The organism is Bacteroidia bacterium, from assembly GCA_019695265.1.
In the GTDB taxonomy this organism is placed as follows: domain Bacteria; phylum Bacteroidota; class Bacteroidia; order JAIBAJ01; family JAIBAJ01; genus JAIBAJ01.
Window position 1 is genome coordinate 1 of sequence record JAIBAJ010000061.1, and the last position, 21,780, is coordinate 21,780.

A 21,780-nucleotide genomic window follows, 5' to 3' on the forward strand; every position below is an offset into this window, starting at 1 on the left:
GACCAGTTCTCTCCATTTAAAGAACTGAAGTAGATATTACCATCCCCATTATCGTCTTTATAAACTAACAATTTTTGTCCATCAGCAGACAAACCAATGGTGGCTTCATGACCTTCAGTATTAATATTTGAACCTATAGATTTTGGAGATGACCATCGTCCATCCACATTTTTCGTAACATAAATATCATCATAATACTTACCTTCTCTTGTTAATTTCCCTCCGGTACTACCTTGTCTGCGGCTGGTAAAAATCAACATTGATCCATCAGCAGTAACAACAGGACTAAAATCATCCCATTTGCTATTAATTCCCATACCCAGATTTTGGATTTTCACCTTTACCGGAGATTCCATAAGTATTTTACCATTTTCTGCCGATTCAATTTGCCTTTTTACTTCAGCGTATTGTGTATAATCATCCATACTTATAAAAGATCGATAATTAAAATAATTAGTAACGGCTTCGTCAAACTTGTAATTTAAATGGTAAGCTTTTGCCAAATAATAATAGGCCAAACCAGGAGCAGTACGATCTTTTGAATCACCATCCCGATGATCGATTTTAACATTGTTGATAGCCTTTTCCAACATATCCATTGCCTTATCTCTTTTCCCGAAGGTATTTAGATAAGTAACTCCCAACAGGTAACAAACATGCGAGTTAGTAGAATCTGACTCATATAATTCTTCCAATAACGGCAATGCTGCTGGGAAGTTCCCATCATATACTGCCCCATCGGCCTTTCCAAAAATCTCTTTGAACTTTGCTTCAGAGAGTTGAGCTTGAGAACTTATAGAGAATCCCAAAATCATAAGGCTTAAAATGGCAAAAAGTCGTTTCATTTTCAATTGTTATGTTCTACCGCTGTAAGGGGCGAAAAATAGGCTTTTGTTTGGTTAATTAGTTAATTCTGCTTAAAAAAAACAATTTTAGCTAAAAAAAAGGTGCAATTTTAAGAAATCTATTGAAATTTTAAGATTTTGGCAAAACATTTGATGTAATCTTGCGTTCGATTTTCCAACTATGTTTGCCAAAGAACTGATTTCACATGTAATTCCATCGCTTAAACCCGGCGATCATGGACTTATGGCCTTAGGTTGGATGGAAGAATTTAAAGTATCTCACCTGCCAATGGTTGACCGAGGTGAGTATTTAGGAATGATCTCCGATTCGGACATTATCGATTTGAATGAACCTGAAGAAGCAATTGGAACAGCCCATTCAAATCTCAGTAAACCTTCTGTTCAAGATGATCAGCACATTTATGAGGTTATGAAGGTGATTTCTGAACAAAAATTAACCGTAATTCCAGTTTTAGACTCCGGCAATCGGTATCTTGGGCTAATTTCTTTGGCTGATTTAATCCAGAAAATTTGTCAATTAGTAGCAGTTAATGAACCAGGTGGAATTATTGTTCTTGAAATGAACCAGAATGATTATTCTTTATCACAAATTGCACAAATTGTAGAAGGAAATGATACCAGAATTTTAAGCTGCTTTGTTTCCGCATCAACAGATACCACCAAATTGGAAGTAACCTTAAAACTAAATCGTACTGAAATATCCGGAGTTCTTCAAACTTTCGAGCGATATAATTACAAAATTCTTACCTACGTGCAAGAGAAAGGTCATTTTGAAGATGTAAAAAACCGCTATGATGAATTCATGCGTTTCTTAAATATCTAATCATTCTATTACTTTCGCACCACATTACCCGGGATTATTTTTTTTGATTCCGGGTTTTTTCTATTGGATTCCATGCAAAGAGAACAAATACTAGAATTATTCGGTAATGATCCAAAAATTCTAAAATTAAAAGAAGAATTACTCCACAAGAATTCAAGAATTGGTATCCAAGGGTTATTTGGTTCTTCCATTTCATTTGTAATTGCTTCGACTTTTTTAAAATCTAATTCCTCCTTTTTAATAATTGCTGACGATCAAGAAAAAGCAGCCTACTACCTAAATGACCTTCAAACCTTAGTGCCGGAGAATTTGATTTATTTCTTCCCTTCAACCTCAAGAAAGCCTTATTTTATTGAAGAAGTTGACAATGCCAATATCCTTGAAAGAGCTGAAGTCCTAAGTAATATTTCAACAGAAAAAAGTCCAATTGTTATTATTACCTACCCGGAAGCACTTTCTGAAAAAGTAGTCTCTCAAAAAACCTTACAAACGAATACCCTACAAATTCATAAAAATGAAAAAATAAACCAAGACTTTATTATCGATGTTTTGCATGAGTATGGATTTAGCCATACCGATTATGTAGCTGTACCGGGAGAATTTGCAATTAGAGGCGGAATTATTGATGTGTACTCTTATGCCAATGAATTTCCATTTCGGATTGAGTTTTTTGATGATGAAGTTGAAAGTTTAAGAATGTTTGACCCTTCTACTCAACTTTCCATACTTGAACAAGAAAAAATAGCCATAACACCAAATATCCAAGGGAAAATTCTCCAAGAAGACAGAGTAAGTGTTTTAGATTTTATTTCAGCCGGCACTCCTTTGTCATGTTGGATAGAAAATATGGAAGATACCTTAACTAAGATCGAAAGAAATTATGAAAAAGCTGAAAAGGCATTCCAGGAACTTGGACAAACCCTAATTGATCAAATTCCTCCACATGAAAGATTTCTAAACAGAAATGATTTTTTAAAAAATTGCCTATCATTTCCGATAATTGAATTCAAACCCTTTTTAAATAATAACTATACCTTAGAACTAAGCTTTTCCACCATTAACCAGCCCTCTTTTCAAAAAAACTTTGAATTGTTAGGTCAACATTTAGCTGAAAATTTTAATTCAGGAATATTAAATGTAATCTGCTGCGATTCTGAAAAACAGGCAGATAGGCTTAAATCTATTTTTAAAGACATCTCACCCAAAATATGTAAAACCCTCCAGGCAAAAGATGCATTACTCCCTCCGAACAATGACTTAAGCGAGGTAATTACCACTTTGCAAATGATTATCCATGAGGGATTTGTGGAAAAAGAAAAAAAGATTGCCATTTATACAGATCACCAGATTTTTGAAAGGTATCACCGGTTCCGATTAAAAGAAAGAGTAAAAAAATCAAAAGAGGCACTTACCTTAAAAGAACTTACCGGATTACAACCCGGAGATTTTGTTACCCATATTGATCATGGAGTTGGAAAATTTGCAGGTTTGGAAAAGATTGAAGTAAATGGCAAAATGCAGGAAGCCATTCGGTTAGTTTATCGAGACAATGATATTCTATACGTAAGTATTCATAGTCTGCACAGGGTAGCGAAATACTCTGGAAAAGAAGGAGAACCACCAAAGGTTCATAAACTAGGAAGCGGGGTTTGGGCGACACAAAAAGCCAAAACAAAAGCTAAAGTTAAAGACATTGCGAAAGACCTCATTCAACTTTATGCCAAAAGAAAAGCTCAAAAAGGATTTGCGTTTTCTTCCGACAACTACCTTCAAAATGAATTGGAAGCAAGTTTCATTTTTGAAGATACTCCGGATCAATTGAAGGCGACTTTGGATATCAAAAAAGATATGGAGCAAGAGTTCCCAATGGATAGGCTTATATGCGGGGATGTGGGATTCGGCAAAACCGAAGTGGCTGTTAGGGCAGCATTTAAAGCCGCTTGCGACGGAAAACAAGTTGCCATTTTAGTGCCTACTACCATTCTTGCACTCCAACATTATAAAACATTCTCACAAAGGTTAAAAGACTTCCCGATCAAAGTTGACTATCTCAATCGCTTTAAAACCGGTTCTGAACAGAAGAAGACAATTGAAAATACCTCCTCCGGCCAAGTTGATATCCTAATTGGTACTCACCGCTTAGTAAGTAAGGATGTTAAATTCAAGGACTTGGGCTTAATGATTATTGATGAGGAGCAAAAATTCGGGGTTTCTACGAAAGAAAAATTAAAGCAACTTAAAACCAATGTAGACACCTTAACACTTACTGCGACACCAATTCCAAGAACACTGCAATTCTCGTTAATGGGCGCTAGAGATTTAAGCGTTATTGCAACCCCTCCACCCAATAGATACCCGGTAGAAACCAGACTTTCAACCTTTTCAGAGGAACTTGTGAGAGATGCCATTTCATACGAAATAGCCAGAGGCGGGCAGGTTTTTTTCATCCATAACCGTGTTCAAAATATTTATGAAGTGGCCGGTATGATTCAACGATTGGTTCCGAGAGCCAGGGTAATTGTAGGACATGGACAACTAGATGGGGAGAAACTAGAAGAAATTATGCTAAGCTTTATAGAGGGAGAGGCTGATGTTCTTGTTTCCACCACCATCGTTGAAAGCGGTTTAGATATTCCCAATGCCAATACCATTCTTATCAATGATGCCCATAAATTTGGTTTAAGCGATTTGCACCAAATGAGAGGAAGAGTTGGGAGAAGCAATAAGAAGGCTTTTTGCTATCTCCTAACTTTACCTGCTTCACTAATTAGTGGAGATGCTAGAAGAAGACTTAAGGCACTGGAAGATTTCTCCGATTTAGGAAGTGGTTTTAACATTGCCATGAGGGACTTAGACATTAGAGGAGCAGGAAATATTCTTGGAGCCGAACAAAGCGGTTTTATTTCAGAGATTGGTTTTGAGATGTACCAAAAAATCCTTGATGAAGCCCTACAAGAATTAAAACCAGAAATTGAAAATATCCAAGGCAAATCGTCACATGGATTAAATCAGGCTTTTGGTGGAAGAAACCTACCTTGGGAAGTAGACACTTTAATAGACACCGATTTAGAAATATTATTACCGGATGATTATGTAAATAGCATTTCTGAAAGAATTTTACTCTACAAAAAATTAGATGATAGTAAAAACGACCATGAGTTAGATTCTTTTCAAAAAAACCTAAGCGATCGGTTTGGCCCTCCTCCACCTCCGGTAATTGAACTACTAAATACCATACGACTTCGATGGATAGGTCAAAAATTAGGAATGGAAAAAGTAGTATTAAAAATGGGCAAAATGGTTTGTTATTTTATTTCTAAACAGGATTCTCCATTTTATCAAAGTGAAAGGTTTAGCTCCATTTTAAAATTTATTCAGAAAAATCCGGGATTAGGTAAAATGAAAGAAAGTACTGAAAAATTAACTATGAGTTTCGAGGGTATCCGTAATGTAAAATCTGCAATTGAAACCTTGGAATACCTGGAGCGCGGGTAATTGGGGACCGTTGAACCCAAAATCTGCAACAGAATCCTACTATTGCTTCCAACTATTTCAAATACAAGGATTTAACAACAATATTCAACTTCAAAAAAGTTCACTATTTCTTCACCTAAAACTAACCTTAAACCTCTGTCTTTATTGTATTTAAAAGCCTCATCACGATTTCCAATTCAGGATTTAGGTTAAACGAAAGCGATTGGCCGAAGAGTAAAAATATTCCCACTTGCAGGGGGTTGATAGATACCATGAAAAGTTAGGTTTTAATTGAAAGGTGGAGTTTGCACCTCGGGCAACGATAGAGGCAAGTAGCCCACAGGACCACGCGGCGCTAGCCAAGTGGGCCGAGGACTACAGCCGATAGCGTGACCCGAACGCCCATGCAGGTTGTAAGGAAGTTTAGAGAAAAATTGTTGGGCGGAGGGGGCCCGCAAAAAATAAAAAACAGTTAAAAATTACTGCTTGCTAAAATGGCAAACCCTAATTACTTATCAATAATTACCCTCTTACTGCTACTGGTTGCTAAAGTAAAAACGCCCAAGGCCTGATTATCCCAATTCGAAATCGGATCAGAAGGAGTAACAGAAGCGCCCCTACCGCCACCTGTAATTTGATCCAGTGTATAAAAATAATCATAACAAGCCTTGTCGATTGTTTGTAAACTAACATAAACAGTATCTCCAATTTCCAAATTACCATCCCCTTTTTCCCGACCTCCAAACACCAATATTTGTGTTTCAATACCATCACCAAACCTATCATCTTGCAGATTTATTTTTGACAAGGACTCTGAATCTTTGGGATTATTATAAACCAACCTATAATGGTTTCCTTGTCCGGGATGTTCATCGTACCAAACTTGTAAAAACCTAACTAAACCGGGGCCATCCGGGCCACCGCCAAAATTAAATGAACCGATAGTAACTTTCTTTATTGGCGTTTTAGGCTGAGCAATTGAAGTACATTTAAACTCCTTGCCATTGTCGACCACTTTAACCGTATAAGTTCTGCCTGAAATGGCTTTAATGGTGGAGTCCAAATAAAAACCATTGGTATCATATGGGATTAAAGAAACATTACCCAAATTGTCTGAGACTTCAACAACTGCTGAAGAAATAGGGTTAAATGTATTATCATCATAAAATGGTTTGCTTTGGGTAATTCTTAACTTAAATCCGGTGCTATCATCTAAACTTCCTTCAAGCACATACTGCGTGGCGGCTTCCCTTAAATCTAATTGAATTTCCTTTTGGCAGCCAATAAAAAAAAGACTTAAAAAAATGAAAGCCGATAATTTGAATCCGATTGGTTTTATCATTTCTTTAAAATTTAAAATTATAAGAAATCGTTGGAACAATTTTGAATAGAGACAACTGCATTGCCCTGGTTCTGGAAGGGTCATTTGGATCTTGTTCGAAATTTATTTGAAAAGCATTTTCACGCATGTAAACATTGTAAATGCTTAAATTCCAAGAGGATTCACGTTTTTCGGTCATTTTTCTATTCCATGTTAACCCTAGATCTAACCGATGATAGGCAGGCATCCGGTAACCATTGCGTTCTGTATAATGTTCAACAATTTGACCATTCACCTCATACTTTCCACTTGGGAAGGTAACAGCATTGCCGGTATAGTAAACAAATGTTGCAGAAAGCACCCATTTGGGATGAAATTGCCACATTCCAACGATACTTAGGTCATGGGTCCTATCTTGCTTAGCGGCAAACCATCTTCCATTATCAATACCTTCAAATGATCGTTCTGTTCTGCTTAAGGTATAACTTACCCAACCTGATAATTTTCCAACCTTTCTCTTAACATAAAATTCTAGTCCATAAGCCCGACCTTTGCCTCTTAACAAATCTGCCTCAACAAACTGATTCCCTCTTAATTCGGCATTGTTTTTATAATCGACCTGGTTACCCAGCCATTTATAATACACTTCTACACTTGCTTCGAATTGGTTCTTCAAAAAATTGGAAAAATATCCTAAGGCAATTTGATCGGCTGTTTCGGGTAATACATTATTACTGCTCGGGATCCACCGGTCTGTTGGTGATGAAACAGTGCTATTGCTCAACAAATGCAGATTCTGAATATTTCTTGAATAGGATGCTTTAATTGAATGATTCTCAGACAAAATATAGTTGGCGGTAATTCTTGGCTCCAGTCTTAGGTAAGTTTTATAAAACCCACCCTTTCCTATTACGCTCGAATCGGTGACGTAAGCATCTTGATCAAAACTATAAAACACATCAGGCCCCAACAAACTAAAAGTTGACAAACGCAGACCGTAATTTACTTTAAAAATAGAACCAAACTCCTTCTCATGTTGCAGGTAAACTGCATTCTCCCATGCAAACTTCTTTGGGAAACTTTTACTTACAAAACCACTGCTATCGTCGGCCTGAATTATACCGGGAACAAAGGTGTGATATATACTTTGAAATCCGACCTTAAATGTATTGCGGTTATTATAGTAATACTGAATATCCTCCTTCAAATTCCAATCTTGAATTTTGCTCACAATATCTATATTACTTTCTCCTAAGGATAATTTTATTTTATAACTGTAATTACTGTAAATGAAGGTGGTATTAGAAAACCATTTGCTATTGAAAACATGGTTCCATCGGGCCGAGGCGGTTGCATTACCATAATCTATTCCAAACAAGTTATTGAAGGAGAAGTTGTCTCTACCAAAATAACCTGAAAGAAAAATCCGATCATTGGCTCCAATTTTATAATTGGCCTTGGCATTTAAATCGTAAAAATAAAGCTTGGTATTTCGCTGAGCCTCATCTTTGGATAGCTTTAAAAATAAGTCTGCATAGGTTCTTCTACCGGAAACAATAAAAGAACCTTTATCTTTAACGATGGGTCCTTCTATGGTTAATCGGGAGGCAATTAACCCTATTCCTCCGGTGACTATATACTTTTTTAAATTTCCTTCCTTCATCCGGATATCTACAACAGAACTTAACCTACCACCGTACTCTGCAGGCATATTACCCTTATACAAGGTTAAATCTTTTATAGCGTCCGAATTAAAAACAGAAAAAAAGCCTAATAAATGACTTGCATTATAAACAGGGGCTTCATCCAATAAAATTAAGTTTTGATCGGTTCCACCACCCCTTACATAAAAACCGGCATTTCCCTCTCCTGCTGATTTTATTCCGGGAAGTAAGGATATTGTTTTCAATACATCCCGCTCACCAAATATTACAGGAATATTCTTAATCTCATTAATATCAATTTTTGTAACACCCATTTGTGCTGATGTAACATTGGCATTCTCCTTTTCAGCCTTTACTTCAACTTCCTTTAAAACCTGGGATGATAATACAATTTCAAAATCTAACTTTACATTAGATACTAAATCAACTTCCTTTACAACTGTTTGGTAACCTATATACTGAATTGCAATCTCATATTTCCCGGATGGCAAGGTCAAAGAGTAAAATCCATAAGAATTGGTAGTTGTACCATTGGTAGGATTAGACTTCACATACACATTAGCTCCTATTAATTCCTCCCCTGACTTGGAATCTTTTATGGTTCCACTCAAGGTAAATAGCTGTTGAGCCAGGATCTCTGCCGGTATAATCAGCAAGAGTAGCAACACCAAACATAATTGTCCTTTTTTCATCATTTTAAGATGGACAAAGGTAAAGTACTAGTTCCTTGGTCAATTCAATTCAGACCACCGAAAAGAAGGTTTCGTTGTCAATTTAATCCGTTTTAAGATATTTTGGGAATAAAGAACTAATTTTTGTGAATTTACTGCTTCTTTTTCCTGGTTCTGCTATCTTTCACGATATTTGCCTTAATAATTATGCTTAGGCTTTTCCTTTTACCTCTCCTTCTTTTGGCTTTTTCGGCCAGGTGTTCCTATATTCTGATCCCAATGGATCAAACTCAGAAAAACCACTTAAAAGCATACGGTATTGCATACTGGGTGCTAAAAAATGATGTGGAAGTTGATTGGCTTCTTAATTACCGGGGTGGTAGCTTTATGTTCAAACACTTTAAAGAATTAGAAAATGAATGCCGAATCAGAGGTGTTAGTTATGAGGTTATTGCCGACGTTCAATCGACGGCTATTCTTCAGGAGATATCAGATCCTCAATTAAATATGGATGTGGCAAAACTTGAAAAGCCACCTAAAATTGCTGTTTATTCCCCTAAAAACAAACAACCTTGGGATGATGCAGTAACGCTTGTTTTAACCTATGCCGAAGTACCTTACGATATCATTTATGATGAAGAAATTATTACGGGCAAATTACCTTTATACGATTGGCTTCATCTTCACCACGAAGATTTTACCGGACAATATGGTAAATTTTACTCCCAATATCGAAATGCACCTTGGTATATTGAACAGGTAAGAGCAACCGAGCAGATGGCCAAAAGCCTTGGTTTCACTAAAGTAAGTCAGTTAAAACTAGGCGTAGCTCAAAAAATCAGAGACTTTACTGCGGGCGGCGGTTTTCTCTTTACCATGTGCTCAGCAACCGACAGTTACGATATTGCTCTCAGTGCTGCAGGGGTTGATATTTGTGAAAGTATGTTCGATGGAGACCCTGCAGATCCAAATCCTGACCCAAAACTTAACTTTTCAAACACCTTTGCTTTTAAGGATTTCAAACTCGTAAAAGATCCCTATCAATACGAATACAGCACTATTGATGCCACCGAAACCAGAAATGTTCCCAAGAATAGCGACTTCTTCACCTTGTTCGAATTCTCCGCTAAATGGGATCCTGTACCTACCATGCTTTGCCAAAACCATGAACAAATTATCAAAGGCTTCATGGGGCAAACTACAGCATTCAATAAAAAATACCTCAAAACAGAGGTTCTTGTGTTAGGCGATAATAAAGCAGCCAATGAGGCACGGTACATTCATGGAGAATTTGGTAAAGGAACCTGGACTTTTTATGGTGGCCACGACCCCGAAGATTATCAGCACATGGTTGGTGATCCGCCTACCGATTTAAACCTCCATCCAAATTCTCCCGGTTACCGCCTAATTCTCAACAATATCCTTTTTCCGGCTGCCAAAAAGAAGAAACAAAAAACCTAATCCTATCTTTTAATATTTGACTAGCTTTTTTGAACTTATTATACCGCCATCCCTTATTACTAAGGTGTAAAAACCCGGAGTTATTCCTTTTGTACTGAATTCCTGAACTCCCTGTTCCTGGCCTACCCTATAATCTAATACCCGCTGTCCAAATTCATTTAGTAATTCAACCTTAACACCCTTTGTTAGTTTTCCCAAAATCGAAACTCGATCATCGAATGGATTAGGGAAAATCAGAAAATCAGACGAGTTTATAGAGTTGGTTGCAATGGTGGCATCTGTAATTATTCCATTCCGTAAATCAATTCTTGAGTAGAACTTTGAAATGGTATTTGCACGGGTTGAATCACAAAATACCTGTAAAACCAGCTCATAAACTCCCTCACCATTTATCCAATATGCTTGATATGCCAAAACAGAATCAGATCCATCATAAATAACCCAGGCTGTTGAAATACTATCAGGTGAGGTTGATTGATAGTTAATTAGGCGAACTGAATCAATTTCCAAGGATAAAATCTGGCAATTATTGGTTATCCCTGAAAACAAAGTATCCAAAACCAATGAATCGGGAAATTGATTATAAGCGGAAGAATCAATATAAATATGGTTAGTATCCGCTATAATAAAGGAAGCAAATGCAGTATCATTCGCCTGGCTTATTATCCATGCATAATATTCGCCCGGACAAAGATTAGATAATTCTAAACTACTATCAACAAAAAATAAATTTCCTGAACCAGATTCAACGAAAATGGTATCAATTTCGCTGGTATCTGAATAAATGGTAAAAACAACTTGACCATCACATTGGCCGGCTAGTTGAATATCTGTTGGCACAGCAAGCAATCCCAAACTCGATTCCAACCCTATGGTAAAATATAAAGTATCTCTGCAACCAATTGAATCAACAAATTGCAAAGAATAATTCCCGTTACATAAACCATTTAGAGAAGTCGAATTCACTACGGTATCATTAAACCAAACTCCAACACTGCCCATTCCCCCAATCGACTGAAATTGAACTAAACCATTACAAGTCCCTGGAAAACTTTCATCACTTCGTTGAATCAGCTCACCTGAAAATCCGGTGCAAATTAGATTAATATCAACTGTATCCCTTACCGTACATCCATTCGAATCAATCCCTATTAATTCATAGGAACCTTGGCATAAACCTTCCACGGAGTTACTAATAGGAATTGTATCCTGCATAAAATAAGAATACGGCAAGGTTCCTCCTTCCAATGTAAAAAGAACAGAGCCATCACATATCCCTTGATTAAGTTGTCCATTAAAAGCAAGTTGAGTAATAGCAAAATCATAACATGGATCAACCATAATCTCAAAATCCCGGCTCACATTGCACCCCAAAACATCATAAACAGTTAAGCTATAATTTCCCGGACAAAGTCCTACAAATTGAGTATCTAAAAAAAATGGCACTATCTGTTGAATTGTGCTATTCCATTGTACTTCTGTAGGCGAAACCACCCCTTGCACCTCCACCCCAACGGAACCATTGCAAGAATCGGGATGGGTTGAAAAAACATTGGATGTTTCAGTTATACTCATTGGATAGCAGACCCAAAAGACTAAATATTGAAACGAACCATCGATATGCTGGCAATACAAATAGTATTTTCCTGCACATAAACCACTTAGAAACCTACCGCCCAATTGAACCATTGAACTATCCAAGGAAGAATGCCAAGAAATTGGGGTATAAAACAATGAATCCGTAAACACTGCCCCTCCATCACAAACCCCATAAGTACTAACATTGGTTATTATGAAAGGATCCGGGGGTGGGGGTGGAAGATCTGCTTTTGCAGTTCTAATTAGTCCTGCACAAATCAGGAAAAAAGTTAAAAAGATCTTTTTCATAGAAAAGAAAAGAGCCCTTTCAAAGGGCTCCTTACTAAAAGATTAACAATCCTATTCTTTAATCAATTTCCTAATTATGCCGGAATCAGTGCTAAGGTAATAAACCCCACTGCTCAAACTTTCAACATTTATCTCAACTACCTTTTGATTAAAACTATTCCTAACCGAAACTAATTCCTGACCTAACAAAGTACTGATAGTCAATTTATTCCACTTTTCCGATTCCAAATCAACATTCAATTGGGAAGAAACCGGATTTGGGAACAATCGTATTCTATCATTACTTAAAATGGGCTCAATTCCAATAGTACCGGAGGGATCTAAATAAGCCCAGGCATAGGATTTAAATGTTTCAACCGCCCGGGTTGAATCACAGAAAATCTGAAGAACCAACAAATAATTACCGGCAGAATCAAATTGATAAATGCTGGTAACTGTTGAGGCAAGTCCATTGGCATAAACCAACCATTCCACTGCAACAGAATCCTGCCCCAGGTAATTAACTGACCCCAAATTAGTGGAATCAATCAGCGCGTATACAACCGTACAGGTCGGAACAACCGGAGCGTAAATAGTATCATTCCCTCCCGGATTTCCGTTATTGAAATAGGAAGTAGAATCAACATAAACATTCGTACCATCACCAATTATGAAGCTACTGCTCCACAATGCACTTCCATTGGGAGAAACACTGGTTAATGTATATAAACCTGCACACAAGGTATTGGAAGTAGTGGCTGAACCAACTCCGCTGGCAACCAAATTCCCATAATAATCATTAACCTGAATAATACTGGCTTCTAAAATGGAATCCAAAATGGTCAAGGTAAAACCACCATCACATTGACCACTTGCACTAGCATCAGATGGATTTACCCACAAACCTCCATATATTCCGGGGTTGTTCAAGGTGTCTGAATTGCTGTAAATAGTAACCGGAGCACTAGTTGTACAACCATTTGCATCAGTAACAGTCACTATATTAGACCCTACACAAAGGTTAACAAGTGTACCATTAGGCATTATCAAACCGGTGGAGGTATAGGTGTAGGGTGCAGTACCACCATAAACAGTTATTATAGCAGCACCATCGCATGATCCGGAATTAGTAGCATTGGTCTCCGAAGAAACTACAGCATAAAAACCATTGCAATTCCCTGCCCCTCCCGAACTTACCGTAAAACTATAACTGGCAGTCGTTCCCATTGAATCAGAAACAGTTACCGAATAAGTACCGGGACACAAATTCGAAATCGAATATCCACCATTTTGTAAAACCACATTTGGACCATACCAAACAGCATCCGAATAAGAAATTGAATCGGTTAAATAGGCATAACCATCGCAAGTGGAATCGTTGCTGGAATTATAAACAAAAACAGTTGGCAACATCTGTGCACTACCTGTTATGGAGAATAAAACACCCAAAATAAAGGGTAAAATTTTTTTCATTTCATTAGTTTTTAATATCCAAAAGTAGTTCTTTTAATTAGTAAAAAAGTAAATATTTTTATCCTATTAATTTGGCGGGTCCCATTCGCTTCCAAGCCTTGTGCAGTTGGCCTTCCGCAGGTACAAGCTCATGGTCGGGCTATCGGCTGTAGTCCTCGGCTCACTTGGCTAGCGCCGCGTGTGCCTGTGGGCTACTTGCCTCTATCCCTACCCGACTAAACCCCAACCATCCTGCTTCTTTCCCAAAAAAATTGACAGCCCCTTCTGTAAGTTCTCTAACTTATTCGTTTCCAACTTACACGTCCTCTTTGCAATTCCTCTAGTCGCTGATATAATATCGCATTCTGAGCGGAACTTAAATTTGGATCTAAACTTAAAACCTTCTCTGCATATTGCCGCACCAATAATAAGAGTTGATTATCCTTCACCAAATCTGCAATCTTTAATTCTTCAACACCACTTTGCCTGGTTCCTCCCATATCTCCTGGCCCTCTTAGTTTCAAATCCACCTCAGCGATTTCAAATCCATCATTGGTTCTTACCATGGTTTCTAACCTGGTCTTCCCTTCTGAACTCAATTTATAACTACTCATTAATATACAATAGCTCTGATCGGCCCCTCTTCCAACCCTTCCCCGCAATTGATGCAATTGGGACAATCCAAACCGTTCGGCATTTTCTATCACCATCACACTGGCATTTGGCACGTTTACCCCAACTTCAATTACAGTAGTAGATACCAAAATATTGGTTTCTCCTTTTTGAAATCGTTGCATTTCAAAGTCCTTATCAGCCGCAGCCTGCCTGCCATGAACTATTCCCACCCTATATTGTGGAGGAGGAAATGCCCTTTGAATAGCTTCAAACCCTTCCATCAGATTATTTAAATCCAAAGTTTCACTTTCCTCTATCAATGGATAAACTATATAAACTTGCCTGCCCAGATGTATTTGTTCCTTCAAAAAGCCAAACAACCTTAATCGCTTTTCTTCATAATAATGTATAGTTTGTATTGGTTTTCTGCCAGGAGGAAGCTCATCAATTACCGATACATCCAGGTCTCCATATAAAGTTAAAGCCAAAGTGCGCGGAATTGGAGTGGCCGACATAATCAATACATGCGGTGGAGATATATTTTTCTTCCACAATTTTGCCCGTTGTGCAACACCAAACCGATGCTGCTCATCAATAACAACAAAACCAAGGTTGGCAAATTTTACCTCGTCCTCAATTAAGGCATGAGTACCAATTAAAATATCAATTAGCCCCGACTGTAAATCCTGGTGTAGTTGGTTTCTATCCTTCTTTTTGGTACTACCGGTAAGCAAGGCAATATGAACTGGCATGTCCTGTAATAAATCCCGTAAGGTTAAAAAATGCTGTTTGGCCAATATTTCGGTGGGTGCCATCAAACAACTTTGAAAACCATTGTCCTTGGCAATCAACATACTCATTAAAGCTACCACCGTTTTTCCACTTCCTACATCTCCTTGCAATAAGCGATTCATTTGCTTCCCACTACCAATATCATGTCTTATTTCCTTAATCACCCTTTTTTGAGCATTCGTTAGTGGGAATGGCAAATAATGGTTATAAAAATCATTAAATGATTGTCCAACCTTCTGAAAAACAAAACCTTTGTATTCCTTTTTATTTAAAAGATTTTGCCTGCATAAAAACAACTGTATAAAAAACAACTCTTCAAACTTCAATCGGTAAATGGCCCTGCTCAAACTTGTGGAATCTTTTGGCACATGAACATTTACTAAGGCCTCCGATAAAGAAATCAAGTTAGCGGCGTACATTAAATCCATGGTCAATGTTTCCGGAATTTGACGATGGAATTGTTTGAGTGCATTTTGAACTAATTTACTCAAACCTTTGCTATCCAAAAATTTAGACTTTAATTTTTCCGTGCTGGTATAAACGGGTTGAAAAGAACCGGGCTGGGCCTCAAAATCGTCAACTGTTTGTATTTCCGGATGTGAAATCTGAAGCTTTTTATTAAAAAGACCAGGCTTTCCAAATACAACATACTCCATCCCTTGAACGAGTAAAGGTTTTACCCACTTAATTCCGGCAAACCAAACCAACTCCAACGAACCACTTTGATCATAAAATTCTGCTTCTAATCGCTCCTTTCGGCCACCAGTCGTGCGAATATTCCTCAACCGACCTTTTAACTGGATCGATTGTTCCAAACTCCCTGCCTCACTAACCAAATAAAACCTTGTCCTATCTACATACCTGAATGGAAAATGATACAATAAATCCTGAACAGTGCTTATCCCCAACTCCGATTGAAGCAACTTGGCACGGTCAGAACCTACCCCTTTAACATATTCTACCGGTATTTCCAGCATCAGCTTATTTCTCCTTAACAGTTTACAAACCAAGATAAAATTCAATTGCTTTTTTAGGGAAAAAAGGAAAAATTTTCAACCACCACCTTTATCGACAAGCTTTATTGTAAAAGTTTGTAACAATTCCTTGTAAAATTCAATTTAAGGACTGAATTTTGCCTCACCATGAACATGAAAAAAGATTTGCTTTTTGGCCTTAGCATCAGCTTATCAGGCCTATTGCTATTTTCCTGCAATTCCAACCAACAAGAAAAAGGAGAAATCACAGCCGAAGACACTGCTAATGCCAGTGCACCCGTTGTTACAGAGCAACTGCCTTCTCCAATTGAAATGGCAATTCTAATCAAACAATCCGGGGCAAAATACAACCAGTCGCTACCGAATAACATAAAAAATGTAGACAAATACTCAACCAGTGCAGCAAAGGCATTAAACCTTGGAGTATACTGTGCAGATGTTGGTTATTCAACTTTATTCAAACAAAACCAGGAAACCATGTTTTTCCTGAATAATTGTCGCAAACTTTCAGATGATTTAGGTCTAACCACAGCTTTTGACAAAACTGTTTTCGATCGTATTGAAGCCAACATAGATAAACGTGACTCCTTGTTAGGTATTATTACCGAAACCTATGCTACTTCCAGTAAATTTTTAAAAGAAAACAACCGTTATGGAACCTTTATGCTTATGATGGCCGGAGGTTGGGTTGAAAGTATGCATTTGGCATGCAACATGGCTAAAGACAAAGGTGTCAATGCCGATATCGCACTCAAAATTGCTGAACAAGAAGCATCCTTGGAAAAGATAATCAAAGCCATGGACCAATTCAAATCAGACAATGCCGTAAACGTAGTAATGCTAGACCTTATCAGCATTAAAAAAATTCTGGCAGAAGGTAAACTAGCAATCCAAAATGGAGACAACATTCAGGTTGATGAAAAACTACTCGAATCTGTTACCTTAAAAATTAAAGAAGTACGAAGCGGGATGGTTGGGGCTTAAAGTTCGTTAAGATGGCAACCTATCCTTAATCTGATTTATACATTTGCTAAAATCTAAGTCATGTATAAACTCTTATCATTTCTTTTCTTATTCGTAGGTATAAATTCCTTTGCACAAACCCAAAAAACGGTCACGGTAGAAATTCAAACTTCTGCAAAATGCGACGAATGCAAGGAGAGAATTGAAAAAGCATTAGCCTACGAAAAAGGTGTTAAACAAGCTCAGGTAAACTTAAAAAATGCTATTGTAACAATTACTTACAATGCTGATAAAACAAACCCGCAAATTCTAAGAAAAGCTATATCCCTTGCTGGATATGATGCCGATTCTGTAAAAGCCGATACTAAAGCATACCAAAGTTTACCTACTTGCTGCCAAAAAGGGCACTAACATTTTTGGCAATGAATCCCAATTACATTGTTTATGCTATTCCTGTTTTTCTACTATTTATTTTTTTTGAGCTGTTGGTGTCTGTCATCAAAAACAAAAAAGACAGTTTTCGTTTAAATGATTCGATTGCTAATTTAAGCATTGGCATTGGAGAACAAGTAATTTCAGTCTTTTCAAAAGCAGGCATGCTTGTGCTTTATGATTTTGTATATCAGTATCGGATTACCACCATTCCTTCCAATATTCTTACCGGTATAGCCCTGCTACTACTTTTTGACTTTATCTTCTATTGGGCACATCGGTTTGGCCATGAAGTTAACCTAGGTTGGGGTGGACATATTGTTCACCACAGCAGCGAAGAATATAACCTGACTGTAGCACTTCGTCAACCTTGGTTCTTTAGCATGATGACTTTTGCCATGTTCCTACCAATTGCCTGGTTGGGTTTTAGTCCTAAGCTTTTGATTATTATTTCAGGCATTGACATTCTTTTTCAATTTTGGATTCATACTCGATTCGTCCCTAAACTGGGATTTTTGGAATGGTTTCTAAACACACCCAGTCATCACCGGGTACATCATGGCAAAAACCCCCAGTATATTGATAAAAATTATGGAGGTGTTTTTATAATCTATGATCGGCTTTTTGGAACCTTTATGGAAGAAAAGGAGGAAGTAATTTACGGCATTACCCATCCGGTAAACTCCTGGAATCCTAGCTGGGCTAATTTTCATTATTACCTCGAATTGTGGAATGAAAGCAAAAAATTGAAACGATTAAAAGACAAAGTCCTACTATGGTTTAAACCACCGGGTTGGACCCCCATTCAAACCGAAAATAAATCCAACTCTTCACCGGTTAATTTATCCACAAAATTCGACTTCCCTTATCCTTACCAACTCAAACCCTATCTTCTATTTCAATTTGCCCTGCTGGTAGTAATATCCATGTATTACCTATCTGTTGCCGGCCAAAGCCTGGTAGGATGGAAAAGCATTTTGGTGGCATTTTACATTCTTTTTACTGTTTCAGTTATAGGTATGCTCTTCGAAAAAAGCAAAGAAATCTATTGGTTGGAATTCATTCGACTGATGACCTTACCGATTCTGTTGTTCATCATTCGGATACCTTCTGCATGGGCTATTTCAACCTGGATTTGTGTAGGATTCTCCCTGGTATGGCTTATGTTGATTGCATTTGGTTTTCAAAAAAAATGAAGTCTTAGCTTGGAAACCACCATTCAGGCCAACATCCATCCAGTCAAAGGTTTTGATCAAGGTAGTATTTTGGTAATAAATAAATCAGCTAATACTTTGGCGTTTCAATGGTTTTACCATATTTGCACACCTTGATACAAGCCAAATCAATCATTAAAACTTATGGATCTCTTCAAGTTTTGAAGGGTGTTGATTTTTATGCAAACAAAGGCGAATTGGTAAGCATTGTTGGTCCTTCCGGAGCAGGAAAATCAACCTTATTACAAATTTTAGGCACCCTCGACAAACCAGATAGTGGGGAATTAATGTTAGACCAAACCAAGGTATTAGAACTAAATGACAAAAAGCTATCTCGATTTAGAAATCAAAACATCGGGTTCGTCTTTCAATTTCATCAATTACTTCCTGAATTCACTGCGTTGGAAAACATTTGTATTCCGGCCTTTATTGCAGGAAAAACAGTTTCAGAATCTGAAAAAGATGCATTTGAATTACTTGATTTCTTAGGAATAAAGGAGAGGGCTTATCATAAGCCTTCCGAACTTTCGGGAGGTGAACAGCAGCGGGTTGCAGTGGCTAGAGCGCTTATTAACAAACCTGGAATTTTATTCGCCGATGAACCTTCGGGCAACTTGGATGGAAAAAATGCCGAGGAGCTTCACCAACTTTTTGTTCAATTAAAAAAGCATGCCAACCAAACCATCGTAGTAGTTACCCACAACGAAAGTCTGGCCAACCTTGCCGATCGAAAATTGACCATGAAAGATGGACAGTTTATTCAGTAATGCCTGCTAGCTTAAACAACTTACAATTGGTATATTTTACTTCAATTTCATTTTTTGTCTACTGTACCTTATATGAAGTGAGGATTTCCTAGAGAATTATCCCCAAAAAAAGGTTGACTAAAAAAGAAAACATACCTTTGTAGGTAGCTATGTTGGAATTTATAAAACGTATTTTTCAAAAACCGGATTTAACCCCGGCCGATTTGGGTCAATTGTGCACCGATGTTCACTCTCATTTATTACCCGGAATTGATGACGGGGCCCAAACCCTGGAGGATAGCATTCAACTAATCTCCGAACTATCCAAACTTGGGTACCAAAGGTTTATTACTACACCACATATTATGGGCGATTTTTATAGAAACAGCCCGGAAACCATACTCCCAAAACTCGACCTTGTTCGGGAGGAGTTGGCTAAAAGAAATATGAATTATCCTATTGATGCCGCAGCAGAATACTATTTGGATGCAGAATTTAGCGATAAATTGAAAAAGGGAAATTTACTCAGCTTTGATAAAAACTATTTATTGTTCGAGTTGTCTTTCATGAACCCTCCGGATGGATTGGATGCTACCGTTTTTGAAATCCAAACCAAAGGATACACACCGGTTTTAGCGCATCCGGAAAGATATTTGTATTGGATAGACAAATTAGACCGCTTGGAAGAACTTCGGGAACGAGGTGTTTTATTCCAATTGAATTTACTTTCTATTGTTGGCCACTATGGTCCACCATCCAAGAAATTCGCCGAAAAACTCATCGACAAAAACTGGTTCGAATTTTTAGGCTCCGACTTACACAACATGAAACATATTGCCTCTATAAATAGAGGAATTGCCGATCCGTATTTAAAAAAAGCTTTGGAATTGGGACTTGCTAAAAACAAATCCCTTTGAAAACTTGCAAATTATAACTCAGCGAAAATTCGCTAGAGATAGGCCTTTCAAGGAAACGGAACTCGGAAATGCTTGTAAATGGGGCACTTTTGGGTGCACTTTTCAACAAAACCCCCATTTTATTAACATTTCCCAACTAATCTGGTTTGACGTATGAGTGGCTGTATACATTTGCCTCAACAATTTTTGTTTAACCTTTAAAATTTCAACAAAATGAACAAAGCAGAACTCGTTGATGCTATCGCTGCTGGAAGCGGACTTTCTAAAGCTGACTCTAAAAAAGCTCTTGATGCTTTTATTGATGCTACAACCGGAGCCTTGAAAAAAGGTGACCGTGTGGCTCTAGTTGGATTCGGTTCTTTCTCAGTTTCTAAACGTGCAGCTCGCAAAGGCCGCAACCCACAAACTGGTAAAGAAATTAAAATCGCTGCTAAAAAAGTAGTACGTTTTAAAGCCGGTGCAGAACTTTCTGACAAAGTAAAATAGTCTTTTATTTTGACGAAAATGATAAAGCCTGGGAAAACATCCCGGGCTTTGTTTTTTTAACCGAATGATTTTAATAAATTATTGACAAAGTTGTTTAAATAAACTTAAATTTGCGCCCGAATTAAATCACTTCAACCAAGCATGGAAAATACCCCACTACCAGAAGAAAAAAAATCCAAAAGCAGTCTGATATTCCTGATTCTTTCCATTTTATTCTTCCTAATCTCCGGTGTTCTAGGTTTTCTTCTTTTTACTCAAAAGCAACAAACCGCTCAAGTAACTTTTGAAAGAAACACTTTAGCACTCGAAAAAGATTCTCTACGCTCCGAATTAACCGTTCTTCTTGGGAAATACGATGCTATGGAAAAAGAAAACGGAAGTTTAAGCACCGAACTTCAAGCAGAAAAAGATAAAGTTTTAGCACTGCAAGAACAAGTAGATCGCCTGAAAGCCTCCGGAGATGGCGTAAAAGTTGCCAAGTTTAAAAAAGAACTGGAAGGTATGAAAACCAGGTATTCTGAACTTGAAGCACAAATTGCAGCCCTCAAAACTGAAAACCAAGGACTTAAAGACGAGAATTCCAAAGTAAAAGGTGAGGTTGAACAACAAAAACAAGTAAATAATCAACTCACTTCTGAAAATTCAACCCTTACCGGTAAAGTAAATTTGGGCTCCTTGCTAAAAGCCTACGGAATTAAAGCCGACCCAGTGAAAGGTGACAAAGAAAAAGTAACCAACAAAGCTAAACGCGTTGATAAAATTAAAGTGTGCTTCACCCTAAGTGAAAACAAAATCGCTAAAGCAGGTAACAAAGATTTGTATGTACGAATCGAAGCTCCGGATGGAAAAGTTCTATCTAAAGACGCTACCGACGAAATTGAAGTGAACGGCGAGAAAAAACAATACAGTGTTAAAAAGGAGATTATGTACGAAAACTCTCAAATGGACATCTGTATTTACTACAATAAATCAGACAATTTTGCTAAAGGTCAATACAATGTTCAAATCTACGCCGACAATAT

Annotated in this window: 16 protein-coding genes; 10 read left to right on the top strand and 6 right to left on the bottom strand. The window is 37.5% G+C overall.

The genetic code is table 11. The features are described from left to right. The coding region (locus K1X82_09780; GenBank protein MBX7182390.1) for a hypothetical protein at nucleotides 1–845 on the bottom strand (845 nt) is incomplete at its 3' end. A gap of 181 nt (nucleotides 846–1,026) precedes the next feature. Here K1X82_09780 and K1X82_09785 point away from each other — a divergent pair. After that, a complete protein-coding gene (locus K1X82_09785) occupies nucleotides 1,027–1,689 on the top strand; it encodes a CBS domain-containing protein (GenBank protein MBX7182391.1) in 663 nt (220 codons plus the stop codon). A 72-nt stretch (nucleotides 1,690–1,761) separates the two neighbouring features. After that, nucleotides 1,762–5,184 carry a transcription-repair coupling factor gene (mfd, locus tag K1X82_09790; GenBank protein MBX7182392.1) on the top strand — a complete coding sequence of 1,141 codons (3,423 nt, stop codon included), beginning with the start codon at nucleotides 1,762–1,764 and terminating at the stop codon, nucleotides 5,182–5,184. 487 nt (nucleotides 5,185–5,671) lie between these two features. Here the strand turns inward: mfd and K1X82_09795 are convergent, their stop codons facing one another. Next, nucleotides 5,672–6,505, bottom strand: coding sequence for a DUF4249 domain-containing protein (locus K1X82_09795; GenBank protein MBX7182393.1), 834 nt, complete (start codon nucleotides 6,503–6,505; stop codon nucleotides 5,672–5,674). Nucleotides 6,506–6,509: 4 nt separating this feature from the next. Continuing rightward, nucleotides 6,510–8,843 (bottom strand): TonB-dependent receptor, encoded by a 2,334-nt coding sequence (locus K1X82_09800; protein ID MBX7182394.1) that lies wholly within the window; start codon nucleotides 8,841–8,843, stop codon nucleotides 6,510–6,512. Between the two features lie 183 nt (nucleotides 8,844–9,026). On the opposite strand from K1X82_09800, the gene K1X82_09805 reads away from it, so the two are divergent. Beyond that, entirely contained in the window at nucleotides 9,027–10,280 is a 1,254-nt protein-coding gene (locus K1X82_09805; GenBank protein ID MBX7182395.1) for an asparagine synthetase B, read from the top strand. A gap of 9 nt (nucleotides 10,281–10,289) precedes the next feature. Here K1X82_09805 and K1X82_09810 read toward each other — a convergent pair whose 3' ends face one another. The 3 genes from K1X82_09810 to recG form a co-directional block, all read right to left on the bottom strand. Then, nucleotides 10,290–12,167 (bottom strand): T9SS type A sorting domain-containing protein, encoded by a 1,878-nt coding sequence (locus K1X82_09810; protein ID MBX7182396.1) that lies wholly within the window; start codon nucleotides 12,165–12,167, stop codon nucleotides 10,290–10,292. Between the two features lie 51 nt (nucleotides 12,168–12,218). Further along, nucleotides 12,219–13,619 carry a T9SS type A sorting domain-containing protein gene (locus tag K1X82_09815; GenBank protein ID MBX7182397.1) on the bottom strand — a complete coding sequence of 467 codons (1,401 nt, stop codon included), beginning with the start codon at nucleotides 13,617–13,619 and terminating at the stop codon, nucleotides 12,219–12,221. Nucleotides 13,620–13,894: 275 nt separating this feature from the next. Next, the gene (recG, locus tag K1X82_09820; GenBank protein ID MBX7182398.1) at nucleotides 13,895–15,982 is read right to left on the bottom strand and encodes an ATP-dependent DNA helicase RecG; all 2,088 of its coding nucleotides are present in this window, start codon (nucleotides 15,980–15,982) and stop codon (nucleotides 13,895–13,897) included. A 171-nt stretch (nucleotides 15,983–16,153) separates the two neighbouring features. Between recG and K1X82_09825 the strand changes: the two genes are divergently transcribed. The 7 genes from K1X82_09825 to K1X82_09855 all read left to right on the top strand — a co-directional run. Then, a complete protein-coding gene (locus K1X82_09825; protein MBX7182399.1) occupies nucleotides 16,154–16,984 on the top strand; it encodes a hypothetical protein in 831 nt (276 codons plus the stop codon). A gap of 60 nt (nucleotides 16,985–17,044) precedes the next feature. After that, entirely contained in the window at nucleotides 17,045–17,374 is a 330-nt protein-coding gene (locus K1X82_09830) for a heavy-metal-associated domain-containing protein (GenBank protein ID MBX7182400.1), read from the top strand. 11 nt (nucleotides 17,375–17,385) lie between these two features. Next, on the top strand, nucleotides 17,386–18,591 hold the full coding sequence (locus tag K1X82_09835; GenBank protein MBX7182401.1) for a sterol desaturase family protein: 1,206 nt from the start codon (nucleotides 17,386–17,388) through the stop codon (nucleotides 18,589–18,591). Nucleotides 18,592–18,722: 131 nt separating this feature from the next. Continuing rightward, the gene (locus tag K1X82_09840; GenBank protein ID MBX7182402.1) at nucleotides 18,723–19,376 is read left to right on the top strand and encodes an ABC transporter ATP-binding protein; all 654 of its coding nucleotides are present in this window, start codon (nucleotides 18,723–18,725) and stop codon (nucleotides 19,374–19,376) included. A gap of 149 nt (nucleotides 19,377–19,525) precedes the next feature. Further along, nucleotides 19,526–20,272, top strand: a complete 747-nt coding sequence (locus tag K1X82_09845) for a capsular biosynthesis protein (protein MBX7182403.1) — start codon at nucleotides 19,526–19,528, stop codon at nucleotides 20,270–20,272. Between the two features lie 213 nt (nucleotides 20,273–20,485). Further along, nucleotides 20,486–20,758, top strand: a complete 273-nt coding sequence (locus tag K1X82_09850) for an HU family DNA-binding protein (protein ID MBX7182404.1) — start codon at nucleotides 20,486–20,488, stop codon at nucleotides 20,756–20,758. 141 nt (nucleotides 20,759–20,899) lie between these two features. Continuing rightward, nucleotides 20,900–21,780, top strand: an 881-nt coding sequence (locus K1X82_09855) for a hypothetical protein (GenBank protein ID MBX7182405.1), incomplete at its 3' end; no start/stop codon positions are given.